The sequence below is a fragment of the Vibrio owensii CAIM 1854 = LMG 25443 genome, from assembly GCF_000817815.1.
GTDB classification, from domain to species: domain Bacteria; phylum Pseudomonadota; class Gammaproteobacteria; order Enterobacterales; family Vibrionaceae; genus Vibrio; species Vibrio owensii.
Genome location: NZ_JPRD01000006.1, coordinates 55469 through 78749, shown reverse-complemented (window position 1 = coordinate 78749; position 23281 = coordinate 55469). Strand labels below are relative to the sequence as shown.

The window sequence follows — 23281 nt, the reverse complement described above, 5'->3', positions numbered from 1 at the left end:
AGTAATTGGAGCGCAATTTATAAGATTTTGCGCTCCAATGCCTATATAATATCTCGCCATTTCCTAATCACTCATGATGGTATGCGCGACTTCCTACAACAAGCCAAACAAACCAACAGTCAGATTGTTATTGGCGAACTGATCTACAAACCAGAGACTCAAACGCTTCACAAGCAAGCGGTCGTTATCGATCTTGAGCCGCGTAGCATCGAGTTGTTAGAACTGTTGCTCACCAGTGTTGGCCACCCGCTGCCTGCAGAAACCATCATAGAGACCATTTGGCAAAGTAAGTTTATCTCAAAGAACGTGCTTACCAATCGAATCAGTACACTTCGAGCCTTGCTACAAGAGCACTTACCAGAGCACGATGCCGCTAAGCTATTGGTGACCTACCCGCGTAAAGGCTACTTCCTCAACCCAGCGAACGTTCAACTATTGCCACCAGCAAAGTCGAGCAAGCGCAAAGCCAAACTCGCCAATGAGGGTAAAGCGCCATCTTCACGCAAACTTGGGGTTGTTTATGGCTTATGTGCTTTATTCGCGCTGACCAGTATTGGACTGGGTGTGGCTCTCTGGCAACAACAAGGCATTTCCACTCAGCAGACGCGTAACCAACTGCTGATCCCAAAAGTCGAGCTTCTCCTAAATCGTGTCGATGCAATAGGCACCGCTGCACGTGAGTATCGTACCGTGGTGAAAGCCATCTTGCTCCAACAGCAAGTTGAATACCCTTATACTGATATTGCCAACCAAGATGCTCCGAGCTACTTTCTCGATCCAATCAACGAGACGCCTTACTTCCCTGGCGCGCGCAACATGCAGACCAGTGATTATCAGCTCAATATCGAACTCAAAGACAGTCCGACAGAGGGCATGATAAAAGCGCAAATGAACCTGATTTACCCAGCGACAGGAAAATTAGCGTTTCGAAATCAGTACGTCCTACGTATCGACCACCTGCAATCAGAGTTATTCCGCTTGCACAGCGACATTGCTCAGTACTTCAATCTGCCGGAACCTTCAAAAAGCACTTGGCACTTTACTGACGCACACGAAAAGATGTTGCTCGACGAGCAGTTTTCCAACTCACCAATTGAGCACATGGACGAGTTCACTGCTATCACCATCGCTCGCCATCTTGCGTTGTACGAACAAGATAAAACCAAGCTAGAGGAATACCTCACTCAGGCTCAATCGGAATTTGATGTCCTCCCCGACGAGCTGAGTTTGTGGCTTGGTATCTTGCACTACAAGTTAGGTAACCTCGATAAAGCCAAAACGTTACTGACGACACCAGCAGGCGACTCACGAATTCAAAACGCCTTGGTGTACACCTTCGTTTCTCATATCGCTTACAAGCAGAATAAGCTCGACCAGTTCCGCCTCAATTACATGGAGTCTTTGGTTGCTCTACTGCGCGTCATGCCTTCTGAAGAATTATTCAGTCGCTTGTCACAACCAGAATCAAAAGAGACCTGCTTACAACCTTGGACAAAACTGCGTGTTAGCATTAAAGAGAAAGAAATTGTGATGCGTTGGAAGGCGCTAATCGAAGAATACTGCACGAATATCGACGCTGAAATTACTCCAGATAAAACAAAGACCTAAATATAAAATTAAGCTTTCATTAGACTCTGTTAGCTTTTGTTTTTTGCCCTTTTTCTGCCACAAAACTTAGCATGGCGACATTCAAATAACGGCTCGATTTATCAGCCTTCTAAAATTAGGAATGTAAACTCATGCTTAAAAAAATGACGCTTATCGCAGCAGCTACGATCGCACTTTACGGCTGTGGTGGCGGCTCTTCTTCTGGCTCTTCAAGCGGCAATAAAGGTCCACAAAACAGCTTTGATTACCCGATTTCAAACTCATCTTTTGCACCAGTATCAAGTACAAAATTGCGCTATGACATTGCTTCTGATGAACAGCAAATCGGTACAGTGACGATGGACTTTGAGGCAATGAGCAGTCAGGAGCTTATTGATGCTTTGTCTAACATTCCACAATCGGCACCTGTGATTCAAATCATCCACGATCTGGTTAACAACGGTATCACTCAATTTTATCTGTCTGAGCAAGTTGAAGAGAACGGCGAAGACGATAAGTCGATCTACTTTACCGGCACCGATGGCGCACTACACGAAATCACCGATGCTTACCTTGTTAGCGGTATCTCTATCGCAATGCTTATGGATAGCAGCCCTGTGTTTCGCGTGGAAGGTTCGACGGTTAAGGAGAAAGATCCGAACATTGATATTAGCGTAAACACCGTCTCTATTGATTTATCGCTGAATGGTGAACAAGTAGCTAACCTTCTGAATGATTTTGAGGATCACGAATGGGTAGAAAAGCTGCTAGATAATGCAGATTGCAAAGCTTGGTGGAGCCAACAAATCACTGAGACAGGTGCGCGCAAAACCTTCACTGTATCTGGCAAATCGATTGAAGCGGCATACCTAACCGAGAAGAACAGCTACAACCTAAGATGTGATGGTATGGATTCAATGGAATTTGAAACCTCAGCAGAGCGTTGGTTTAACCCTGCACTAGGCTTGATTGAGCAGGTTGAACTGTTGAAAGCTGAACAGACTCAAATCAGTGAAGAGAAAGCAACACTGAGCAAGATCGAGAAAGCATAAGCCGCAATCTTATCTCATAGAAAAAAGGCTTTGGGGAGCACTCCAAAGCCTTTTGTTTAGGATCGAGATCCTTAGGGTACTTATTATTTGCCTTTAAGATTCAATCAGCAAAATGCGTGTTTCGTAAGGACGCAGAACTTGATGATTGGAAGCAATTGCGCTGGTCGCATTCTGATAGTTGGAAAGCAGATTCTTGGCTTTGCTCATGTCAAAGCGCTCTGGTAACACACACTCCACTTCTTCGCCGTAGTAGTTGTTAATACACAGCAGCGTTTGCTTGTCGTTCTGACGAGCGTAAGCAAAAATACGTTTGTGCTCTGGCAGTAAGTCCTCATAACGACCATCAGTGATCACCGGAACCTGTTTACGCAGTTCAATCAAGCGCTTGTAGAAGTAGAACACAGAGTTCAAATCGGCAATCGCGGCTTCCGCGTTGATCTCAGAATAGTTCTGAGCCACTTCTAACCACGGCGTGCCTTCAGTAAAGCCCGCATGTTTCGCGCTGTTCCATTGCATTGGCGTACGTGAGTTATCACGCGATTTCTGTGCCAAAATCGCCATCATATCGTCGTGAGATACGCCATCGCGATTGACCATGATGTCGTACATGTTCGTGCTTTCAACATCACGATATTGGCTGATTTCGGTGTAGCCCGGGTTGGTCATGCCGATCTCTTCACCTTGATAAACATAAGGCGTGCCTTGCATCATGTGTACCGATGCCGCAAGCATTTTGGCAGATTCAACACGGTATTGTTCGTCGTTACCTAATCGGCTCACAACGCGTGGTTGGTCGTGATTACACCAAAATAGTGCGCCCCACCCTTTGCCATTTAAGCCGGTTTGCCAGTGGTTGAAGATCTGTTTCAGTTGAATGAAATCAAACGGCGCTTTCGTCCACTTATCACCATTCGGGTAATCGACTTTCAGGTGGTGGAAATTGAACACCATCGACAGCTCTTTGCCATCTTGCGCTGAGTATTGCTGACAATGCTCTAGTGTAGTGGAGGACATTTCACCCACCGTCACGCTTCCATATTTTTGGAACACGGCTTCGCTGATCTCTTGAAGGTATTCGTGCACACGTGGGCCATCGGTGTAGAAACGGCGACCATCACCAATATCGTCACTTGGGAAATCTTGCTGCTTGGAAATCAGGTTGATAACGTCAAGACGGAAACCATCGACGCCTTTTTCTGCCCAGAAGCTGATGACTTCTTTCACTTCTTCACGCACCACTGGGTTTTCCCAGTTTAAGTCCGCTTGCTCTTTAGCAAAAAGGTGCAAATAGTATTGACCCGTTTTTTCATCCAGTGCCCAAGCGTTACCACCAAACTTAGATTGCCAGTTGTTTGGCTCTGCGCCATCAACCGGATCTTTCCAGATGTAGTAATCACGGTACGGGCTGTTTTTGTCACCCAATGCTGATTGGAACCATTTGTGTTCTGTCGAAGTATGGTTGACCACGATATCCATGATGATTCGAATACCCAGCTGGTGAGCCTCAGCCAACAGGGTATCGAAATCTTGCATGGTGCCGAAATCTGGGTTGATCGCGTAGTAATCGGAAATGTCATAACCATTGTCGATCATTGGCGATTGATAAACCGGCGTTAGCCAAATCGCATCCACACCAAGGTGTTTTAGATAATCCAGTTTAGAAATGATCCCTTTAATATCGCCCGTGCCTTTACTTCCACTGTCACAAAAGCTTTTTGGGTAAATTTGGTAGATGGTTGCGGTTTTCCACCAGCTCTCATCATGCTTGGTCATTGCCATTTCTAACGCTCACTTACCATTAAACGGAAACTTAAAAATCTTAAAAAATAGAGGAGATAAACGAGGCAGCCAAATAGCCGCCTCAGTTTGAATTACGCGTTAGCGGTTTCTAACTCGCCTTTCATCTGTGCGCGCTTATACAACACAAGCGTCAGCGCTACTGGGACCACAATCGCCACCAACATCGCCAGAGCAAAGACACCCCAGAACTGTGGTTGGATAGACAAGATGCCCGGCAAACCGCCCACACCGATGCCGTTCGCCATCACACCTGCGCTGCCACAGATAGCAGCGGCAATCGCACTACCGATCATCGCGCTCAACATTGGGAATTTGTATTTCAAGTTGATGCCGTACATCGCTGGCTCAGTCACACCAAGGTAAGCTGAGATAGCCGCAGGTACTGAGATATCACGCTCGCCATGTTTTTTACTGATGATAATGATGCCGACTACTGCAGACGCTTGAGCAATGTTTGAAAGCGCAATCAAAGGCCAAATTGGCGTGCCGCCTAGCTCTTGCATCAGTTGAAGGTCAACCGCGTTGGTAGTGTGGTGAATACCGGTAATTACCAATGGTGCGTATAGGAAGCCGAAGATGGTTGAGCCAATCATTGCGAAGTCACCTGTCATGGCTGCTTTTGCTGCGAAAGCAACGCCGTCACCCAACATACGACCGAATGGGCCAATGATAGAGTGCGCAAGAATCACAGACACGATGATAGAAACAAACGGCACGACCACTAAATAAAGGTAAGACGGAATGATGCGTTTTAAGTTGGTTTCAATAAACGCCAGTGCCATACCAGCAAGCATCGCTGGAATCACTTGCGCTTGATAGCCTACTTTCTCGATGGCAAATAAGCCAAAGTCCCATACTTCAGGCACTTGCTTACCAATTAGGTAGGCGTTCATTAATTGTGGCGAAACCAGCGTGACACCCAATGTGATACCCAGAATCGGAGTACCGCCGAGTTTTTTCACTGTCGACCAACACACGCCAACCGGTAGGAAGAAGAAGATCGCCTCACCAATTAGCCATAAGAAAGAGTGTACCGTTGCCCAAAACTGGCTGATTTCCGTTAGCGTTTGACCATCAAACATCTTGATGTCGCCAATCACGTTACGGAAGCCAAGAATCAGACCACCGGTAATGATCGCAGGTAGCAGTGGTACAAAGATTTCAGCAAGGTGGGAAATACCACGCTCAACGATGTTCATGTTTTGACGAGCAGCGTTCTTAGATTCGTCCTTGCTCACTTCACTTTTGCCGCTTAGCTCGATCAGTACTTTGTAAACCTCATCAACTTCTGTGCCGATGACGACCTGAAATTGACCTGCGTTGGTAAAGCAGCCCTTCACCATAGGCTGTGCATCTAACTGTTTTGTATCGGCTTTGTCAGTGTCATTCAACACGAAACGCAAGCGAGTTAAGCAGTGGCTTACACTGGCAATATTGTCCGATCCCCCGACCAGCTCAATAAGACGCTGTACGTCTTGACGCGCAATCTTACTCATAACTTTGTCCACCCTGTATTGGATACATTCAATTCATCGTTTTATTTTTATAATGGGAACATTCCCATTTGATGATTTTAATAGTGCCATTTCGCATTCAAAAACAAAATGGGAACAGTCCCATTAATTGAGAATGATCACAGTCTAATTTTAGAGCAGATCATCGAAAGGTGGATTAATGACGGATAGGCTGCTGGGTAAAATGCACCACAGACTCATCACCATTTAATTGATTAATCAGCATGTTAGCGGCTTTTTCACCGGCATGAGAGTAGCCTGGATCCACACTGAAAACATTAGGGAAGAGAAAAGAGAGTAATTCGTTACCACCGACACCGGTAACCACCACATCCTCACGTCCCACTTCTTGCAGACGTTTAATTACACCGAGAGCGATAGTGTCACTGGCACAAGCGATGGCTTGTGTATCGGATTGAAGGACTTGATCCACCAACTGATAAGCACTTTCGTGATTGAGCTTGCCAGTTTGAAAGCAAGGTTCGATGCGCTTTTGCTCACACCAAGCTTGGTAAGCATTAAGGCGAGCAAGACCCGTGGTGCGGTCTTCTGGGTCAACACCAATGTAGGCAATACGAGAAATAGATTGTTGTTCGAGATGAGAGAGCGCCATATCGATAACGCCTTGGTTGTCGTAGTTGATCGAGGAGACCATTTGCGTGTCCATCGCGATCACGACAATGCGGTTGCCCCACTCCGCTAACGCCAGCTCATCACACCCAGTAAAACCAAACACGATAACCCCATCAACATTGCGACGTTTAAGCACATCCAAATGCTCATTGGTTTTATCGCGATCGAATTGGCTCTCCATGATCACCACGTCATACCCTGCTGAGTACAAAGCGTTGAGCATAGTGCCAACAGCGCGGTTTTCCGATGGTGAATCCAAACGAGAGATGATCACGCCGATCACCTTTTGGCTGCCACCACGCATAGACTGCGCAGACTTTGATGGGACGTAGCCTGATTCACGAATGATTTGCTCTACCTTCTCACGCGTTTGCGGTTTTACCTTGGGATCATTGGTAAGCACACGACTAACCGTCGATTTGCCCACGCCAGCCAATTTCGCGATATCAAGAATGGTGAGTTTTTTGCTCATAAGTGTTCAGACTAAAAGAAGGAATCAAACAAAAGGGAAGCAGCGGCTTCCCTTATCTCAGTCAGTAATGAAGATTACTTGTTTAGGTACGCAGGCACGTCTGCAATGCTATCTAATACTACTGTTGCAATCGCTTCACCTTGTTCTGTTACTGGCTTACCAGTGCGAACCAAAATCTTAGTGCCAACGCCTGCCGCTTCTGCTGCCATCATATCTTCGGCTTTGTCACCGATCATCACAGATTTCTCCATGTCGATCTTCAAGAAGTCACGTGCAGAAATGAACATGCCTGGCTTTGGCTTACGGCACTCACAATCTTGCTTGTACTCACCAATACCATGTTCTGGATGATGTGGGCAGTAGTAGATGCCATCGAACTCAACGCCATTATCAGCGAAGTTCCAGTCCATCCACTGAGTCAGAGATAAGAAACGGTCTTCGCTGAATTTACCACGTGCAATGCCAGATTGATTGGTCACAAGCACCAACAGGTAGCCTTTATCTTTCAGCGCTTTTGTCGCTTCAAAGACACCGTCAATGTACTCAAAATCATGTTCGTCATGAACGTAGCCGTGGTCAACGTTGATCACGCCGTCACGATCGATAAAAACAGCAGGTTTTGCCAAAACGTATTTCTCTATTTACTCGGTTTCATCAGATTATTACATACCTTATAAGCACTCACACTATCTAATTGGCGTGAGTGAGCGACAAAACAGTTGATTTGTCGCCCGAGAATCGGTAAATCTTGAATATCCCTCTTCTATATTCCTTTCCGCCAAACATCCTCTGTTTTATTTTCCCAACAGAACATCCATACATTTAGACGTCTAGACGTAAAAATATCTATTGACTTACTACTGCTTAACCCATAGCATCAACTGAGAATTGAGATAGAGTTCAAAATTTACTCCTGTTAAAAGCCGTTTTTAACAGCGAAGTTCCCAGTATCTCTGTGCAGGTTGAAACATGATAGAAATAAAAAACGTCAATAAAGTGTTCTACCAAGGCAGTAAGGAAATTCTTGCCCTTAAGGACATTAATCTAGATATCGCGAAGGGCACCATCTTTGGTGTTATCGGCTCATCGGGCGCGGGTAAAAGTACCCTAATCCGCTGTGTAAACATGCTGGAAGCCCCAACATCGGGTTCCATCATCGTAGATGGCGTTGATCTAACCAAATTAAGCAAAAAGCAATTGGGAGAAACTCGCCGTAACATCGGGATGATCTTCCAACACTTTAACCTGCTGTCGTCTCGCACCGTTTTCGACAATGTCGCACTCCCTCTTGAGCTAGCAGGCAAAGACAAATCGCAAATCACAACAAAAGTGACTGAGCTACTTAAGCTTGTTGGTCTTTCAGACAAGCATGAAAGCTACCCCGCAAACCTAAGTGGTGGTCAAAAGCAACGTGTGGCAATTGCACGTGCACTGGCATCAGACCCTAGCGTTCTGCTGTGTGACGAAGCAACCAGCGCGCTGGATCCAGCAACAACTCAGTCCATCTTAGAACTACTCAAAGAAATCAACCGCAAGCTAGAAATCACCATTCTTCTGATCACTCATGAAATGGAAGTGGTTAAGAGCATCTGTCACGAAGTGGCGATCATCGGTGATGGTGAACTAGTGGAAAAAGGCACCGTTGGTGAAATCTTCGCTCATCCGAAGACGGCTCTGGCACACGAGTTCATTCGTTCGACTTTGGATCTATCTATCCCAGAAGATTACCAAGCTCGCTTACAAACTACGCGCGTAGAAAACAGCTACCCATTGGTTCGCCTAGAGTTTACTGGTGCAACTGTGGATGCCCCTCTGATGACGCAAATCGCTCGTAAGTACAACATCGACGTGAGCATCCTAAGTTCTGATCTCGATTACGCTGGCGGCGTGAAGTTCGGCATGATGGTCGCAGAGCTGTTTGGTAGTGAAGAAGACGATAACGCAGCAATTGAATTCCTGCGTGAGCACAACGTGAAAGTAGAGGTACTTGGCTATGTCCTTTAATACGATTTCTGAATGGCTGAGCTTAAACAGCAACCTACTTTTAGGCGCAACGTGGGAAACCTTTTACATGGTGGCGGTTGCGGGCATCGTTGGTTTCGCGGTTGGTATTCCTCTTGGTGTGATTCTGCATACCACTAAAAAAGGTGGCCTGCTGGAAAACACCAAACTCAACGGCATTCTTGGCGCGATCGTCAACGTGGGTCGTTCAGTTCCTTTCCTAGTATTGATGGTTGCGATTATCCCAGTAACCAAACTGTTGGTTGGTACCTTTATCGGTACAACCGCAGCAATCGTACCTTTGACCATTGGTGCTATCCCATTTGTGGCGCGTCTAATTGAAGGCGCACTACTGGAAGTTCCATCAGGTTTGGTTGAAGCTGCGCAATCTATGGGTGCGACACCAACACAAATCATCACAAAAGTTCTGCTTCCTGAAGCAATGCCGACTATTGTTAACTCAGTGACGATTACCCTAGTAACACTAGTAAGCTATTCAGCAATGGCAGGGACAGTAGGCGGCGGTGGCCTTGGTGACGTAGCTATCCGCTATGGCTTCCACCGTTATGATGTAGTCATCATGGCCGTGACCGTCGTGATGCTGATTGTTCTAGTACAAATTATTCAGTCTATCGGTGATGCAATCGTACGCCGCGTAGACCACAGATAAGAATTGAAAATACCAATTATAAGGAGATAAAGATGAAATTTAGCCTTAAGAGTCTTTTGACTGTTGCAACTGCCGCTTCTGCACTGGTTCTTGCTGGTTGTGGCGAAAAAGAAGTTGACGTGAACAAAGTAAAAGTTGGCGTTATGGCAGGTGCGGAAGCACAAGTTGCTGAAGTTGCAGCAAAAGTTGCTAAAGAGAAATACAACCTGGACGTTGAGCTTGTTACCTTTACTGATTACGTAACACCAAACGCAGCGCTAGATGATGGCTCAATCGACGCAAACGCGTTCCAACACAAGCCATACCTAGACCAGCAAGTAACTGACCGTGGCTACAAGCTAGTAACGGCTGGTAACTCTTTCGTATACCCAATTGCTGGTTACTCTAAGCAAGTAAAATCAGTGGATGAGATCGAAGATGGCGCTCGTATCGCAGTACCAAACGATCCAACCAACCTTGGTCGTTCACTTCTACTGCTTGAGCAACAAGGTCTGATCGAACTGCGTGATGGCGTTGGTCTACAAGCAACAGTACGTGACATCGTTGGTAACCCGAAAAACATCACTATCGTGGAGCTAGATGCAGCACAACTTCCACGTTCTCTTGATGACGTAGCGGTTTCTATCATCAACACGACTTACGCAAGCTCAATCGACCTAACACCTGAGCGTGACGGTATCTTCGTAGAAGACAAAGAGTCTCCATACGTAAACCTAATTGTTGCTCGTGAAGACAACGTTCAAGCAGCTAACGTACAAAACTTCGTGAAAGCATACCAAACTGATGAAGTTTACGAAGCAGCGAAAGATATCTTCAAAGGCGGCGTAGTGAAAGGTTGGTAATCCACTCTTTCTACAACATTTGAAACTTAAAAAGGGCGCTCATCGGAGCGCCCTTTTTGCATTTGTTTTCATTGCGGTTTTATATCGCTAGAACAGCTGAACTTCGTCTTGCTCAACCTTCTTTTGCTCCTGCTCTAGCTGCGTATCCACTTGCGGATGTTTAAACACATAAGGCGCTAAAAACGCAGTAAAAGGGATAGTAAGCACAATGCCTACACTGCCCGCTAACGCATTCACCACTGCGAGTCCTACCAACGGCATGTTCATAAACTGGCTTGCTGGCATGTTAAGCCCCCACACCATCATGATGGTCGTTAATGAGCCACCAGCAAACGCCAAAATCAAGGTGTTAGTCATGGTGCCCATGATGTCTCGACCAATGTTCATCGACGCTTTAACCAACTGCTTTGGTTTGAGTTTCGGGTCGGTTTGTTGCAGCTCCGCGTACGCAGATGCAATCGAAATCGCCACATCCATAACAGCGCCAAGTGCCGCAACGACAATCGTCACGAACATCAACCAACGGATGCCCATCTTCACCGACGTTAGGTAAATCACGTCTTCGCCTTTGTCGAGGTAAATGCCCGACAAGTGTGCCATTTCGCCAAACCACTGCGCCATTACACCCGCAGCGATTACGCCAAGTAACGTGCCGCCCATGGCGCATAAACTCTTCCGGTTATAGCCAGAAACGAGAATAAAACTGACCACGATGATCACCACCATCAATAAGATGCTGACCAACATCGGATTCCAACCCGCAAAAATACTCGGCACCAATACGCCAACGATCAAGGCCGCTGTAAAATAGAGCGCGACCATCGAGTTGATGCCCTCTTTCTTGCCAAAACTCAACAACAGCGCGCAAAACAGTGCAAGCATCAGGTAAATAGCGTCTGATCGTTTGTGGTTATACGCCCAATAAACGGTGCCATTGGTGGTTTCGCGGATCATCATAATGAAAGTATCGCCTTCACTGACATACACGTTGTGCTGGCGACTAAGAGGATTGGTGACTTCCACCTCTAAGCCTTCGCTCTCTCCCTCAAGGATTTTTGCCATGAAGACTTGTTTGCCAGTCATCACATCTGGCACGAGCGGATCTGGCGCAACATGGTTTGAAATCGAACGTGTGACGGTCGCTTCAACAAACTCTTGTTGCTGACGAGATTTAGGACGGAAATCTTCACTCCACGAAGAAGAAAACTGAAAGATAAGCGTGGAGATAATAGTAATCAGTAGGGTAAAACCCCATCGGTTATAGATTCTTTTGATCATGAAGCACTCTTCTACATCACTCACTAAACGGGCTTTGCCTATGGTGAGTAAAATTAGGCGCGGTAAAGATTACCGCGCCCACATGCAGGATTAATGAGTTGGGTTACAACCTGCGACTTTCTCATCAAGGGTCGCCGCGTCTTTGTTAGGGTTATCAACATAGCTAGACGAATCATTGATGTTCACAGACTTAACAATCGCTGGGTATTTCGGGTTTTCCAAGTCAATCGAGACACAGATTTCCATGTTCTTCAATTGATCCCACAGCGCTTTGCCTTCGCCCTCACGCAGTGTCGTGATCTCACCACTTGGTAGGTATTGAGTGAATGACCAGTTACCAACGCTGCCACTGAAATCAGCCACGTTGATACCTTTGTTCTCTTCAACATACGCAGTCAGCATATCGCGAATTGCATACACTTGTTCATTCACTGAGTCATAGAACACGTCGTCTTTGCTCGCCCAACCAAACTTCTGGATTTGCGAACCAAAGCGGTAGCTGTTCATCGCTACTTTGTAAGTCGCGTTTGGATCGAACTGCTCGCCACCAATGCTGGTGATGTTTACGCGGCTACCTTCATTTGTCACCGTGTTGTTTTCATCCAACTCTAGAGATGGTTTACTTAGATCCACAGTGAACTCGATATCACCATCGAATTGATCGTACAGGTAAGCTGGTGCGCCTTTCTTAAACGACACCGTAATATCACCCGGTTGGTACTGGTTGAAGTAAGAGTAAGACCACTCAATGAAGCGTTTTAGGTTCGCACCTGTCATCTCAACGCCAAGCAAGGTGTTGTCATACTTGTACAAGTTGGTCGATTTACCTTTGGTGTACACTTCACCATCGATCAGGTTAGATTGATCAGAGAAAAGCGACGCAGCAGATACAACTGCACCATTACCTTTACCAACCGCATCTTCGATTTCCTGCATTTGGATTTGGTTAATCACGTCCATTAATGGCGTATCAACCACTTTCGCAAGGTGAATCGTCGAGTACAAACGCTCTGCCGTGTAGTTGTAATCCGTCGCAGTCACTTCATCTGGGAAACCCGTTGCGCTTGGTGTGAAGTTACCCGTGACACGGCCAAGCTCGCGAGTTGCGTCTTCAATCGAGATATCGTCCACGTATTGGAATTTCGCTTGCAGCGCTTGATCTTGTTCCACTTTCTTCGTGCCAATATTGGTCAATGTGGTGTCTTCCATCGTCCACTTACCATCGACTTTTTTCAGTTGAATTTCAGCTTTCGCTAGGTAAGCACCCCACTTGCCTGGTTCAATGATTTTCACGCTTTGCGCGCGATTGTCTTGGTTGTATTCGCCAGACTTCGCTTTATCTTCAATCAGCGTATTTTCACCGCCAATTTCTGATGTGGATTTGCTGATTGGTGTAACAGAGCCGTCTGCGTTCACTTGCTCGATGTAGTTCGCGTGTTCGTGACCCGCTAAGATGACATCGAATTTATCCGCCATTGCAGACGCGATTTCGTAAACGCCCACACCACCGTCTTCTTGTCGGCCAAGGTGAAGCGCCCCAACAATCACATCTGGATTGTATTCAGATACCAGTTGATCAACCGCTTCTTTGGTTGCATCCAATTCGTTCTCAAACTTCAAGCCTTTGAAGTGATCCGGTGCAGATGCTTCCCAGTTAGGCACGTTCGATGGTGTTAGACCAACGATCGCCACTTTCACACCCTCCACTTCAAACATTTGGAACGCACGAATGTAGTTCACATCGTTGCTTTCCCATTTGATGTTTGAAGACAGTACCGCACCATTAAAATGATCGAGGTTGCGATCGACAAACGAACGCTCAAAGTTGAATTCATGGTTGCCTGGTACCCAAACGTCAAAGCCAAGAGAGTTCATGCTCTCGACCACTGGGTGAGTTGGATCATCGTTGAATAGCTGCGCGGAGTTGCCCTGAACCGTATCACCGATATCAATCAGGATCATGTTTGGATGTGCCGCTTTTTGGTCAGCAAGCAAAGTGGCTACACGAGTAATACCAGCGTCATCGTCTTCTGCGTTCAACGCGTAGTCAAAACCAAACAAACGACCGTGTAGATCCGATGTTGCTGCGATAGCAATGGTTACTTCATCCGCTTGTGTTGCTTCACCTTTCACAACCACATCTGGCGTGTTGGTTAGTGTTTTACCTTCTGCGACTACAGGGCTGTAATCCGACGGTACCTCTACGTATTTGGTGTCATCGTCGTTACAACCAGCCATTAAGCCGACAACAGCAATGCAGACTAGGCTTCGTTTAAATAAAGTCATCTCAATTCCTTCCAGATTATTTTTTTATATATATTTTCGGAAGGGGCCCTCTTCCCAAAACCTCAAAAAGGATATGGATATTATTTGAAATTTTTGAGAAGCAAACGTTTCAATGCTTATAAACCATGCAACTGAGTTACATTTTTCTTTAAAAATGAACAAAGATCACAATCAAGGGGATGAGAGGAATGGTCAGTGAAAATGCTTTTTGAATCAATATATTGATAAAATCAATAATAGATAATTTGACTAAGCAGCTTCGATCCATTTATCGCGATAGAAAAAAGCTGGCATAGACGCCAGCTTTAGAAAATAGACTACTTGATGTGGTCCCAAGAGATGTTGGAAACGATTCGGCAATCGTCGCACTTAAAGTAGAAGATGTCGTGTAGTGGCTCATCGAGTAACCACTCACCGCCACACTTTGGACACTTGCGCGCTTTTTCTGCTTCAAGTGACTCACCACCAACTCGGTATTGGTAGTAATACGTCGGGATCTTAGTGAGGTATTCAATACGACCTCGCAAATCCCAACCTCGACGGAACAACACACTGTCAGTATCGCAAATTTCGTGCAATGCCGCGTGTTCTGCACGACACCCGCCTGCCATTTGGATTTCATCACACGCTTGCCATTCGGTTTGCCATTTCACCACCGCTTTGTGGTCACCATTCAGTGTTGCACCATTGCGGTAAAGTGGAATTGGCAACAGTGTCTCGCCACTGCGCAGTGGAGAACAAGTATGAACGTACGTGGTGTAGAGCACTTGCCAGCTTGGTGTTTCTTCTTCCGCCGCTTCTTCTGAGTTCAAATCACGACCCAACATGCGCATTTTCGGCGCAAGCAGCGACGCTTCTGACAAACGGTTCATGCACACTTTGACGAAATCAGAATGGTAGCGAGGGTGTAAACTGTCTTGCTCTGGGCAAACGACACGAACATAAAATTCACCATCACCCATTACGATAGGAAATTCACGACCCAAAACTTGTCCGTTGTAACGCAGTGCGTCCATCAGACCATTAATAGCTTTATCAACCGCGCTTACGGTGGTGTTATCAAAACACTCAAACTGCAACTCAACAACGTGCATGCTTACACCGCAGCCTCAAGTTTGCTTAGAAACTCGGTCAGTGTTTCAGCCAATACGTCACGTTTATCTGAACCCAAGCGCTCAAGAATGACATTACCGGTTAAGTTACAGATTGAAATCACATCCAGCTCGGCATCGGTCGCTGCAATAAATACCGTCGGCTTTAGTTTTAGGCGACGCTGAGTCACAAGGTGGCCAAGAATGTTCTCTTGCAGACGAGTAAAGTCATCATCACTCCATACTTGCAGCAGTGTCAGTTCATTGCCTTGCCAAGTCGCTTCCATATCCGCGCTGTATTGCGAACCATAGAAAAGCTTAATGTCTTCATGCAACGTCAATTCAATTGCGTTCTCAACGTTGGTGAAATCTGCCATCTCTTCACGTGGAACCGATTTCCACAAAACGACCTCATCGCGTTTCTCTTCTACGCATGGAGAAACAAGATCAGCAAGCTCTTCACTGCGTGGCAGTTCGTTGTGTTTGTCTTGCCAAGCTTGTTGGTAGCGCAGGCTAAAGCCCTGTAGAGCCTGAGGAACGGTTTGGGTCATGAAGGTCTCCTGGTTTGTTTTTATCAGGTTGCGGTATCTGCCGGATGGCAATTAATCAGCGGATTCAGTAAAATTCTCGCCATTCTAATCGAAAATGACCACAAAGTATGAGCAAATATTCTGACGCTAAAGAGCTTGCTGGCCTGACTCTGGGTAAAAAGACCGAGTACGCAAACCAATACGACGCGAGCTTGCTGCAACCAGTACCTCGCAGCCTAAACCGTGACGACCTTGAACTTGGCGACAGCCTGCCGTTTATGGGCCACGACATTTGGACGCTGTACGAGCTATCTTGGCTAAACAGCAAAGGCTTACCTCAAGTTGCGGTTGGTGAAGTGTACATCCCAGCAACCAGCGCTAACTTGATTGAGTCTAAGTCGTTCAAACTGTACTTAAACAGCTACAACCAAACGCGTTTCGCTACTTGGGAAGAAGTGACTGAGCGTTTGACGCAAGACCTATCGGCATGCGCAGGTGAGCAAGTACTTGTGGAAGTAAACCCAGTAACGCATTACACCAACCAACCTATCGTAACGATGGAAGGCGAGTGTATTGACGATCAAGACATCGAAATCACCAGCTATGATTTTGACGCTGCACTGCTTGAAGGTGCGGCTGGTGATGAGCAAGTAGAAGAAATTCTTCACAGCCATCTACTGAAATCTAACTGTCTGATCACCAACCAGCCAGACTGGGGCAGCGTAGAAATTCGCTACCAAGGCGCTAAGCTTGATCGTGAGAAATTACTTCGTTACCTCGTTTCGTTCCGTGAGCACAACGAGTTCCACGAGCAATGTGTGGAGCGTATTTTCACTGACCTGATGAAGTACTGCCAGCCAACGAAACTGACGGTATTTGCACGTTACACACGTCGTGGTGGTTTGGATATCAACCCTTACCGCTCAACGGAACAAGACAAGCCCGCTCACAATAACCGCATGGCGCGTCAGTAATCTGAGTTGAGAATCAAAAGTGCTTGAGTTCCACACTCAAAAACTAATTGCTTAAATACTCAAAAACGCTCAGCTATCTGTTGGATTGCTGGGCGTTTTTCTCTACTATTGTTTATTCAAAAACACGTAAATTACGACACAGTTCGAGGGAACGAAAAGGATGTTTTGGGACAGTTCGCGTCTATTTAGGCTGATTGGCTTTCTTTGCTTGTTGTTAGCACAGCCACTTCACGCGACCATTTTATCTTCCGCTTTGCTTAATGAAGCTCAGCAACTGGCTGAGATCGACCCCGTACAGGCAAAGCAAGCGGCCAAAAACTACCTTTTGCAACGCGAACTGACAGAGCGCCAAGACAACGGCAGCCCTTCTTCAATGTCTCGCGAAGAGACCGACCGTAGCATCCGCACGCCAAGCAGCACGATTGAAGCACACAAAATCATCGCGCAAGCCGACTACACAATGGGCAACATTCGCTCTGCCATCAACAACCTTGATGAAGCAGAACGCCTCGCCAACGAATATCAATTGCCGTACATGAATCTTGATGTGCAACTGATGCGCAACCAAATGATTTGGATGTACGACAAAAACTATGCAGCCGCAGAAGAAAAGCTCGACCAAATCGAAAAGCAGATTGAAGAAGCCAATCCAGTATTACAACGCACCGACAGTGTTCGTTATCGCTTGGTCATGCAACGAGCACTATTAGCTGCCAACAGTGGTGACAGCGTTAATGCCGATCGCTTATACACAAAAGCGAAAACCATGCTGGAAGACAACCGTTCTGATCTGACTCTGATTGATTACCACACCGCCGTTGGCGAGTTTTACCTGAACGACAAGAAATACAACCTTGCCCTTTCTGAGCTGCTCTACGGTTACTGGCAATCCATTGAAAGCGATAGCGGCGCACGCCTTGCGAAAGTCAATCGCTTGCTGGCTCGCCTGTTCCAAGAACGCCGAGTGTATGACAAAGCGATTGAATACCTCTCTCAGGCGGCAGATTATTATGACAGCTACCCAAGCTCCCCGATTTTGGCCGACGTGCTAGAGCAGATGGGTGACATCTATTTCTACCAAGGCAAATTTAATCTGGCTTTGGTGCATTACTTCAACGTACTGGACCATGACAGCACCAGTAAAAACATCAACCGCATCATTAAGATTCGTCTGAGCTTAGCGGCCACTTACTTACAGCTCTACAACTATGCATTAGCAGAACAGTACCTAGACCGCTCAACCGATCTATTGGAGTACGCAGACCTACCTCAACTGGAAGCCAAAGCTGCCTTGTTGCAGTCTGGCTTGGCGTACCACCAAAACGACAGTAAAGACGTCATTGAAAACGCTAAACGAGCGCTCGATTTAATTGAAAAAGCCCCAGATGATACCGGCTTTATCAAACAACAATCTTATCGCTTATTAGGGCTAGGCTATGAACAAGCTGGCGAGTACCAACTGTCATTACAAGCGTATAAGAAATACGCCAGTCTAGTACGCCTAGAACAAAAGCAGCTTAACCAAATCAGTGAAGATGCGTTCCGCCAACAAAAAGAATTTGCCGAGCAAAGTATTCATCACGTAGGCCAAGCTGAGAAATTGGCACAAGTCGAAATGGAGCATCGCAAATTCCAAAAAATCTCGTTTGCGTTGTTCATTACTGTCTTGGTCATGTTCCTGTTCATCATGCGCCGTGGCGTCATCAATCAACGCCAAACCGCTGAGATTGAAAAACTGCGTAATGACCTGTTCACCCACTCCCGTTCTCGCCTGCGTAACCTACGCATGTTGAATGTGAAGTTGTCCCGCTCATTGAAGAAATCGAGCGACACCTTCGAGCAGTGGCAAATGGGTGAATTAATTCACGAACCTTTGAACGACCGCTTGCGCTTCGTGATGATCGATCTGCCATTCCTACGCAGCATGTACGTGCAGCATGGTTACAAAGCCGGCTTAGAGTTAGAACGTGCTTTTGGTGAGTTCCTAGCAGAACGTATTCAGAAGCCGACACGTTTGTACCATTTCTCCGATGCAAACTTGTTATACATCGAGCCAAATGCCGATCGTGACGCATCAGCAGAAGCGACGTTCGAAAAATTCCAAAGCTGGGTGGATGAGTTCGCGGCCAAACACAACGTCAACCGCATCATCCGCATGGGCATCAGTGACTACCCATTCTTACCACGTGCATACACGGCAATTAACGATGAAGAATTACTCGATCTATTGCTGCTCGCCACACACATTGCGCGTGAAGTCAGCTTAAAAGATAAACACAGTCATTGGGTGTTCTTGAAGGCCATTGATAATGCTCCGGCAGCGAGCTTTGCAACCGGTGACATAAGGACTGCGTGCCAACACGCCATCAACCAAGGGCTAATTAAAATTCATTCTTCGTACAAGAATGAGGACGACATCAAAAAAATATTAAAAAACGGATAATTAACCAACGGTTGAGCGTGATCAGTGATGACGCTATAAAGTTTTTTGTTATTATCAAATAATCGTCAGTAGTACATGGACTTAACCGTAGTCACTTCATGGGAATCTTGGAATCCGATATTCAGTCGCAGCTTCATCAGCTGAGTTGTCAACTTGACCAACTCAGGCTGACTCATCGTGATACTTCGCTCAAATTTCAACGTGAGCAGCAAGTTCTTAAGCGAGTTGTGGCATCATTGTCTTCTGCTTGTCAGGGTTCAAACTCTCAAGTAACTAACTACCTGCGCGAAATTCAGCAAGAACTGGAACATCAAAAAGATGTCAGTACGCTGATACCTCGCTTAGCAGTGCTAGAAAGAATGCTCAAACAGCAGTCTAAGGCGATGGAAAAACAAAACGGTTATCTCGACGAACAAATCAAACACAGTGGTGAAACGCTTCAACGTATCACCGGATTGCCTGCGCAGCTAAAACGTGAATTGCGCAATCTCATGAGCTTTTCTGAAGTTCACGCAGGTAAGAAAGTTGACCAAGCCACCAAGCTACTGAGCATCTACGAGCGCGCGCTCAAGATCATCACTTCCAATTCTCGCCTTAACCTTGGTGAATTAGAACACGGCCCAGATAAGTCCCAACTAGAGTGTCTTGCGAGCGACTTGCAGCACACCATCACCGAACTCGATTTTGAAGGTGAGTCTGGCGACCAACTGTTGGATATCCGAGCTAAGTTGCTGTTGGGGGTTAACGCAGAATCTCTGATCGAACTGACTTTAAATACCCTCAAATTGGTCGTAGAAGCGACTAAATACGAGCGCAAATCATCAGAGCAGTTCTTAGAGCAGTTGAATACCTCACTGTCTAGCAATCTAAAGACGGTTCATCAGAACGTCGACCAGCATCAAACCTACTTTGAACATCGCCAAGAGCTGAACTCAGAGATGACCACTTTGGTTGAACGCAGCCAAGAATCTCTGGAACACGCACAAGATCTCGAAGAGTTGAAAGGTGAAGTATCGCCATTGCTGGCCAAGATGGCCTCTTTGACTGAGCGCTTAAGAATGACCGAAGAGCGCGAACAAGCCCTTCAAGAACGCTTGAGCTACAGCAAAAATCAGCTCGAAGCGGTATTTGAAACGACTCAAGACTACCGTCGCCGCTTGGAAGACCAAGCACAACGTATGCTGTTAGACCCTTTGACGAAGGTATGCAACCGTGCCGCTTTCAATGATCGCTTAGAGTTGGAATACCGTCGTTGGATTCGCTCACAGCAAAATCTTCGCGTAGTTCTGTTTGATGTGGATAACTTTAAAGCGGTTAACGACAGCTATGGCTACACCGCTGGCGATAAAGCACTCAAGATCATTGCTCGCACCATGAGCAAACGCGTTGCTGATACGGAAACCGTAGCTCGTTTCGGTGGTGAAGAGTTTATCTTACTCATCCCAGAGCAAACGGAAGAATACACTCTTGAGCTGATGAAAAACATTCAGCGTGACATCAGCAAATTACCATTCAAGTTCCGCGAACAGAACATCATGATCACTCTCACGGCCGTCTCTACTTGCTTTAAAGAAGCGGACAACCCTGAATACGTATTAGATCGCCTTGCCAATATGCTCAAAGACGCCAAGCAGCGCGGCGGCAATCAGGTTAACTGGGGGTAAAAAGCGTTTAAAAAACAACCAAACAAACGCTTTTTACGTCTTCTTCTGTCATATTGCCTCAAATTTTCAACGGGTTATCACGTTTCTCCTCTTTTAGTCTGCTAAGCTGTTTAAACGCTATAAAACAAAGTCTGCCAACCACTGAGTAGAACGATACGTACAAGCTAAGTAGGTGAGTTGGTTTATTCCCTCAAAAGAACGCATTAGCAAGGAGGCCTTATGATTACCCATATAAGCCCCGCAGGTAGCATGGATCTGCTATCACAACTGGAAGTTGAACGTCTCAAAAAAACCGCATCAAGTGAGCTTTATCTGCTCTACCGTAACTGTACACTTGCGGTCCTCAACTCCGGCAGCCACACCGATAACTCAAAAGAGCTATTAGACAAATACCTTTCGTTCGATGTTAACGTCGTGCGTCGTGAGCGCGGTATCAAACTTGAACTAGCGAACCCACCTGAGCATGCATTTGTCGATGGTGAGATCATCAAAGGCATTCAAGAGCACTTGTTCTCGGTTCTCCGTGACATCGTGTATGTCAACATGCACCTCGCGGATAACCAGCGTCTGAACCTCACCAATGCCACTCACATTACCAACCTCGTGTTCGGTATTTTGCGTAATGCTGGTGCATTAACGCCGGGTATTGAACCGAACCTAGTGGTGTGTTGGGGTGGTCACTCGATCAACGCAACCGAATACCAATACACACGCGAAGTGGGTAACGAACTTGGCCTGCGTGAACTGAACATCTGTACTGGCTGTGGTCCCGGTGCGATGGAGGGTCCAATGAAAGGTGCAGCGATTGGTCACGCGAAACAACGTTACACAGAACAGCGCTATCTTGGCCTAACAGAGCCTTCAATCATTGCGGCTGAGCCACCAAACCCAATCGTGAACGAACTGGTGATCATGCCAGATATAGAGAAACGTCTCGAAGCCTTCGTTCGTATGGCGCACGGCATCGTGATCTTCCCGGGTGGTCCGGGTACAGCGGAAGAGCTGCTGTACATCTTGGGTATCATGATGCACCCAGAAAATGCTGACCAACCTATGCCGATCGTCTTAACCGGCCCGAAAGAGAGTGAAGCTTACTTCCGCTCTATCGATGCTTTTATTGCTGATACATTGGGTGAAGAAGGTCAGAAACACTATCAAATCGTGATTGATGACCCAGCGGAAGTAGCGCGCATCATGAAGCGTTCAATGGAAGACGTTCGCCAACATCGTAAAGAGAAAGGCGACGCATACAGCTTTAACTGGTCGTTGAAAATCGAGCCTGAGTTCCAACTGCCGTTCGAACCAACTCATGAGGCAATGGCAAGCCTAGATCTGCATTTGAACCAACAACCGCAAGTACTGGCTGCAAGTCTTCGCCAAGCCTTCTCTGGCATCGTTGCGGGTAACGTCAAAGCGGAAGGGATTCGAGAGATCGAACGCAAAGGTCCATTCACCATCAACGGTGACCCGGTACTGATGACCAAACTCGACAAGCTATTGAAAGATTTCGTAGAGCAACACCGCATGAAGCTACCCGGCGGTACCGATTACGAGCCATGTTACCGTATTGCCCATAAGGAAAATGGTGGTCGATAGATAACTCAGCTTTGGTTACACTAGGGGCATTACGCCCCTTTTTTATTGCTAAGTCATTATGTCTATTCATCTTGTTATCATTGATGCCCTAAACCTGATTCGCCGCGTGCACTCAGCGCAACCCGATCCAACTGACATAGCAAGAACCATCACCACTACAGGTAGAACCCTGACTCGCATTCTATCTGAAGCGCAGCCGACGCATATCATCGCGGTATTCGATCATCACGAACAAGACCGAGGTTGGCGCGCGGAAATCCTTCCAGACTACAAACAAAACCGCAAACCTATGCCAGAGCCTCTGATGCAAGGTTTAGACGCGATTCAACAAGCGTGGTGGGAACAAGGCATTGATTCACTGCTGTCTGAAGGTGATGAGGCAGACGATCTCGTTGCAACACTCGCAACCAAAGTCGCGAGTCACGGCGAAAAAGTCACGATTGTCTCTACCGACAAAGGCTATTGCCAGCTGCTCTCCCCGACTCTTCAGATCCGAGATTACTTCCAGCACCGTTGGCTAGATGAACCGTTCATCGAAAAAGAGTTTGGCGTAAAACCATCTCAGCTTGCGGATTATTGGGGTTTGACGGGAATCAGCTCAAGCCAAGTTCCGGGCATTCCGGGTGTTGGCCCTAAAGCAGCCAAAGAGATCTTAACTCAATTTGAAGACATTGAAGCCGCTTACGCTAGCGAAGAACTGGTCCCTAAATATCGTAAGAAGTTTGATGAACATATTGAGTCAGCCCGCTTATGTAAAAAAGTCGCGGCGTTGAAATGCGATATCGAACTCGGCTTTAACCTACAAGACATTCGCTTTACTGGACCAAATAAAGCGCAATAGCAGTCAA

General features: G+C 46.5%; 18 protein-coding genes. 10 read left to right on the top strand and 8 right to left on the bottom strand.

The window, feature by feature from the left end:
- The first annotated feature begins 81 nt into the window (after window positions 1-81).
- Both H735_RS02565 and H735_RS02560 read left to right on the top strand, forming a co-directional pair.
- A complete protein-coding gene (locus tag H735_RS02565; protein ID WP_020196474.1) occupies window positions 82-1608 on the top strand; it encodes a winged helix-turn-helix domain-containing protein in 1527 nt (508 codons plus the stop codon).
- A 131-nt stretch (window positions 1609-1739) separates the two neighbouring features.
- Window positions 1740-2639: a hypothetical protein gene (locus H735_RS02560; protein WP_020196473.1), complete on the top strand. Its 900-nt coding sequence runs from the start codon at window positions 1740-1742 to the stop codon at window positions 2637-2639.
- Between the two features lie 93 nt (window positions 2640-2732).
- On the opposite strand, the gene treC is transcribed toward H735_RS02560, so the two are convergent.
- From treC to gmhB, 4 genes are all read right to left on the bottom strand, one after another.
- A complete protein-coding gene (gene treC / locus H735_RS02555; protein WP_020196472.1) occupies window positions 2733-4418 on the bottom strand; it encodes an alpha,alpha-phosphotrehalase in 1686 nt (561 codons plus the stop codon).
- Between the two features lie 92 nt (window positions 4419-4510).
- Complete coding sequence (treB, locus tag H735_RS02550) at window positions 4511-5935, bottom strand: PTS trehalose transporter subunit IIBC (RefSeq protein WP_020196471.1); 1425 nt, start codon at window positions 5933-5935, stop codon at window positions 4511-4513.
- A 175-nt stretch (window positions 5936-6110) separates the two neighbouring features.
- Window positions 6111-7058: a trehalose operon repressor TreR gene (treR, locus tag H735_RS02545; protein ID WP_020196470.1), complete on the bottom strand. Its 948-nt coding sequence runs from the start codon at window positions 7056-7058 to the stop codon at window positions 6111-6113.
- A gap of 74 nt (window positions 7059-7132) precedes the next feature.
- On the bottom strand, window positions 7133-7684 hold the full coding sequence (gene gmhB, locus H735_RS02540) for a D-glycero-beta-D-manno-heptose 1,7-bisphosphate 7-phosphatase (RefSeq protein ID WP_005381961.1): 552 nt from the start codon (window positions 7682-7684) through the stop codon (window positions 7133-7135).
- Between the two features lie 343 nt (window positions 7685-8027).
- Between gmhB and metN the strand changes: the two genes are divergently transcribed.
- Genes metN through H735_RS02525 form a run of 3 tightly spaced genes read left to right on the top strand, consistent with a single transcriptional unit; the run spans window position 8028 to window position 10571 of the window.
- Complete coding sequence (gene metN / locus H735_RS02535) at window positions 8028-9062, top strand: methionine ABC transporter ATP-binding protein MetN (RefSeq protein WP_005440122.1); 1035 nt, start codon at window positions 8028-8030, stop codon at window positions 9060-9062.
- Window positions 9052-9729 carry a methionine ABC transporter permease gene (locus tag H735_RS02530; protein WP_009705638.1) on the top strand — a complete coding sequence of 226 codons (678 nt, stop codon included), beginning with the start codon at window positions 9052-9054 and terminating at the stop codon, window positions 9727-9729. Before metN ends, H735_RS02530 begins: the two co-directional genes overlap by 11 nt.
- Before the next feature lie 32 nt (window positions 9730-9761).
- The gene (locus H735_RS02525; RefSeq protein ID WP_005440125.1) at window positions 9762-10571 is read left to right on the top strand and encodes a MetQ/NlpA family lipoprotein; all 810 of its coding nucleotides are present in this window, start codon (window positions 9762-9764) and stop codon (window positions 10569-10571) included.
- Window positions 10572-10658: 87 nt separating this feature from the next.
- Here the strand turns inward: H735_RS02525 and H735_RS02520 are convergent, their stop codons facing one another.
- The 4 genes from H735_RS02520 to syd all read right to left on the bottom strand — a co-directional run bounded on the left by H735_RS02520 (window position 10659) and on the right by syd (window position 15777).
- Window positions 10659-11849 carry a YibE/F family protein gene (locus tag H735_RS02520; protein WP_020196469.1) on the bottom strand — a complete coding sequence of 397 codons (1191 nt, stop codon included), beginning with the start codon at window positions 11847-11849 and terminating at the stop codon, window positions 10659-10661.
- Window positions 11850-11939: 90 nt separating this feature from the next.
- On the bottom strand, window positions 11940-14135 hold the full coding sequence (locus H735_RS02515; RefSeq protein WP_020196468.1) for a bifunctional metallophosphatase/5'-nucleotidase: 2196 nt from the start codon (window positions 14133-14135) through the stop codon (window positions 11940-11942).
- A 317-nt stretch (window positions 14136-14452) separates the two neighbouring features.
- A complete protein-coding gene (locus H735_RS02510; RefSeq protein ID WP_020196467.1) occupies window positions 14453-15229 on the bottom strand; it encodes a Zn-ribbon-containing protein in 777 nt (258 codons plus the stop codon).
- A gap of 2 nt (window positions 15230-15231) precedes the next feature.
- On the bottom strand, window positions 15232-15777 hold the full coding sequence (syd, locus tag H735_RS02505; RefSeq protein WP_020196466.1) for a SecY-interacting protein: 546 nt from the start codon (window positions 15775-15777) through the stop codon (window positions 15232-15234).
- 107 nt (window positions 15778-15884) lie between these two features.
- Between syd and queF the strand changes: the two genes are divergently transcribed.
- The 5 genes from queF (at window position 15885) to xni (ending at window position 23274) form a co-directional block, all read left to right on the top strand.
- The gene (gene queF, locus H735_RS02500) at window positions 15885-16730 is read left to right on the top strand and encodes an NADPH-dependent 7-cyano-7-deazaguanine reductase QueF (RefSeq protein ID WP_020196465.1); all 846 of its coding nucleotides are present in this window, start codon (window positions 15885-15887) and stop codon (window positions 16728-16730) included.
- A 160-nt stretch (window positions 16731-16890) separates the two neighbouring features.
- On the top strand, window positions 16891-19173 hold the full coding sequence (locus H735_RS02495) for a tetratricopeptide repeat protein (RefSeq protein WP_005440131.1): 2283 nt from the start codon (window positions 16891-16893) through the stop codon (window positions 19171-19173).
- Window positions 19174-19271: 98 nt separating this feature from the next.
- Window positions 19272-20837: a GGDEF domain-containing protein gene (locus H735_RS02490; protein ID WP_020196464.1), complete on the top strand. Its 1566-nt coding sequence runs from the start codon at window positions 19272-19274 to the stop codon at window positions 20835-20837.
- Between the two features lie 219 nt (window positions 20838-21056).
- On the top strand, window positions 21057-22433 hold the full coding sequence (ppnN, locus tag H735_RS02485; protein WP_020196463.1) for a nucleotide 5'-monophosphate nucleosidase PpnN: 1377 nt from the start codon (window positions 21057-21059) through the stop codon (window positions 22431-22433).
- Between the two features lie 58 nt (window positions 22434-22491).
- Entirely contained in the window at window positions 22492-23274 is a 783-nt protein-coding gene (xni, locus tag H735_RS02480) for a flap endonuclease Xni (protein ID WP_020196462.1), read from the top strand.
- The last annotated feature ends 7 nt before the right edge of the window (window positions 23275-23281 follow it).

Excerpts from the sequence above, each read along its gene's own strand:
- treC (WP_020196472.1), bottom strand. The coding sequence starts at position 4,418 with ATGGCAATGACCAAGCATGATGAGAGCTGGTGGAAAACCGCAACCATC.
- queF (WP_020196465.1), top strand. The coding sequence starts at position 15,885 with ATGAGCAAATATTCTGACGCTAAAGAGCTTGCTGGCCTGACTCTGGGT.
- H735_RS02490 (WP_020196464.1), top strand. The coding sequence starts at position 19,272 with ATGGGAATCTTGGAATCCGATATTCAGTCGCAGCTTCATCAGCTGAGT.
- treB (WP_020196471.1), bottom strand. The coding sequence starts at position 5,935 with ATGAGTAAGATTGCGCGTCAAGACGTACAGCGTCTTATTGAGCTGGTC.
- ppnN (WP_020196463.1), top strand. The coding sequence starts at position 21,057 with ATGATTACCCATATAAGCCCCGCAGGTAGCATGGATCTGCTATCACAA.
- H735_RS02510 (WP_020196467.1), bottom strand. The coding sequence starts at position 15,229 with ATGCACGTTGTTGAGTTGCAGTTTGAGTGTTTTGATAACACCACCGTA.
- H735_RS02530 (WP_009705638.1), top strand. The coding sequence starts at position 9,052 with ATGTCCTTTAATACGATTTCTGAATGGCTGAGCTTAAACAGCAACCTA.
- treR (WP_020196470.1), bottom strand. The coding sequence starts at position 7,058 with ATGAGCAAAAAACTCACCATTCTTGATATCGCGAAATTGGCTGGCGTG.
- metN (WP_005440122.1), top strand. The coding sequence starts at position 8,028 with ATGATAGAAATAAAAAACGTCAATAAAGTGTTCTACCAAGGCAGTAAG.
- H735_RS02565 (WP_020196474.1), top strand. The coding sequence starts at position 82 with ATGCGCGACTTCCTACAACAAGCCAAACAAACCAACAGTCAGATTGTT.
- H735_RS02520 (WP_020196469.1), bottom strand. The coding sequence starts at position 11,849 with ATGATCAAAAGAATCTATAACCGATGGGGTTTTACCCTACTGATTACT.
- xni (WP_020196462.1), top strand. The coding sequence starts at position 22,492 with ATGTCTATTCATCTTGTTATCATTGATGCCCTAAACCTGATTCGCCGC.
- H735_RS02495 (WP_005440131.1), top strand. The coding sequence starts at position 16,891 with ATGTTTTGGGACAGTTCGCGTCTATTTAGGCTGATTGGCTTTCTTTGC.
- H735_RS02515 (WP_020196468.1), bottom strand. The coding sequence starts at position 14,135 with ATGACTTTATTTAAACGAAGCCTAGTCTGCATTGCTGTTGTCGGCTTA.
- H735_RS02525 (WP_005440125.1), top strand. The coding sequence starts at position 9,762 with ATGAAATTTAGCCTTAAGAGTCTTTTGACTGTTGCAACTGCCGCTTCT.
- H735_RS02560 (WP_020196473.1), top strand. The coding sequence starts at position 1,740 with ATGCTTAAAAAAATGACGCTTATCGCAGCAGCTACGATCGCACTTTAC.
- syd (WP_020196466.1), bottom strand. The coding sequence starts at position 15,777 with ATGACCCAAACCGTTCCTCAGGCTCTACAGGGCTTTAGCCTGCGCTAC.